The organism is Stenotrophomonas sp. HMWF003 (genome assembly GCF_003061285.1).
In the GTDB taxonomy this organism is placed as follows: domain Bacteria; phylum Pseudomonadota; class Gammaproteobacteria; order Xanthomonadales; family Xanthomonadaceae; genus Stenotrophomonas; species Stenotrophomonas maltophilia_AP.
The window spans coordinates 26,115-27,795 of sequence record NZ_QAIW01000240.1 but is presented as its reverse complement, the minus strand read 5'-3'; the positions used below and the strand labels follow the sequence as shown (position 1 = coordinate 27,795).

The 1,681-nt window shown below is 68.4% G+C and carries 2 protein-coding genes; both read left to right on the top strand.

Translation table 11 applies throughout. The annotated features are described in order from the left end of the window. On the top strand, positions 1 to 1,064 hold a 1,064-nt coding region (locus tag DBR34_RS22560), incomplete at its 5' end, for a secretin N-terminal domain-containing protein (RefSeq protein ID WP_308812527.1). A gap of 39 nt (positions 1,065 to 1,103) precedes the next feature. Then, positions 1,104 to 1,681, top strand: a 578-nt coding sequence (locus tag DBR34_RS09960; RefSeq protein ID WP_258223795.1) for a glycosyltransferase, incomplete at its 3' end; no start/stop codon positions are given.

Below are 1,681 nucleotides of genomic sequence, written 5' to 3'. Positions count from 1 at the left end.
CCACCGCGCTCACCACCGGGTCCGGCAGCGGCAGTGGCCGCGGCGGGCTGGGCGAAGGCACCATGAGCCTGCCGCAGCGGCAGAGCGGCAACGCCAGTTTCAGCCTCGAAGTGCAGGGCGACACCGTGGGCATCTCGGCGGTGGAAGAAACCAATACGCTGCTGGTGCGTTCCACCCCGCAGGCGTGGCGGTCGATCCGCGAGGTGATCGAAAAGCTCGACGTGATGCCGATGCAGGTGCACATCGAAGCGCAGGTGGCCGAAGTGTCGCTGACCGGCGACCTCAGCTACGGCGTCAACTGGTTCTTCGAACAGGCCGTGGCCACCGGCAAGACCGAAAGCGGCATCGACCTGCCCAGCGCGCTGGGGCGTTCGATCTGGGGCAGCATTTCCGGCGCGGTGGGCGATGGCGGGGTGGGCTGGACCTTCCTCGGCAAGAACGCGGCCGCGGTGGTGACGGCGCTGGACAAGGTCAGCAACCTGCGCCTGCTGCAGACCCCGTCGCTGTTCGTGCGCAACAACGCCGAAGCCACGCTCAACGTGGGCACCCAGATCCCGATCAACTCGGTGTCGGTCAATACCGGCACCGGGGGCGACAACACCTACAGCCAGGTGCAGTACCTGGACACCGGCGTGATCCTCAAGGTGCGCCCGCGCATCACCCGCGATGGCGTGGTGTTCCTGGACATCGTGCAGGAAGTCAGCTCGGCCGGTGCCATTCCGTCCGGCTGCGACCCGACCAAGACCACCTGCAACCCGCCGATCAACACGCGCAAGATCTCCACCGAAGCGGCCGTGCAGAGCGGGGACACCATCATGCTGGCGGGGTTGATCACCAACTCCGATGAAGATGGCTCCGACGGCGTTCCGGGGCTGAGCAAGATCCCGGTGCTGGGCGCCCTGTTCGGTAAAAAGACCAAGAACACCGGGCGTTCGGAAGTGATCGTGCTGCTGACCCCGACCATCGTCCGCAACGCGCAGGAATCGCGCACCCTCACCGACGAGTACAGCAACCGCTTCCGTGCCATGGAGCCGTTCCCGAACCACCAGAAGCAGAAGAACTGAGCTACGCTGCGGCCACGCGTGCCGCAGACAGGGGAACCGATGGGGACGATCGTGCTGCTGCCGATCGGGGTCGATGACACCGCCCTGGACCTGTGCCTGGGCGCACTGGACGCCGGCACGCCGGCCGACACCGCGGTATGGCTGGCCGACGACGGCCAGGCCGGCCCCCGCGTGCAACCGGTGATCGAGCACTGGCTGGCCCACACCCGGCTGCGCGCCGAATACACCCGGCGCGCCCGCAGCATCGGCGAGGTGGCGCACCTGGATGAGATGTTGCGTGCCTGTGCGGGCGCCGACGTGGTGGTGCTGGCGCCCGACGCCATTCCCGCACCGGGCTGGCTGCAGCAGCTGGATGCCTGTTTCGCGCGTGATCCCTCGATCGGCTCGGCCACGCCGTGGTGCAATGCCGGCGAAACCGCGGCCTGGCCACGGCTGGGCGAGATCGACCCGGTGCCGGCCGACCTCACCGCCATGGCCCAGGCCTGCGCCGGGCTGCCGCCAATGCATCCCGAACTGCCCTCGGCGGTCACCCACGCGGTGCTGCTGCGGGGCAATGCGCGGCGCAAGGCCGGTGGGCTGGACATGCACAGTTACGGCTCGTGGAATGCCGCGCTGGT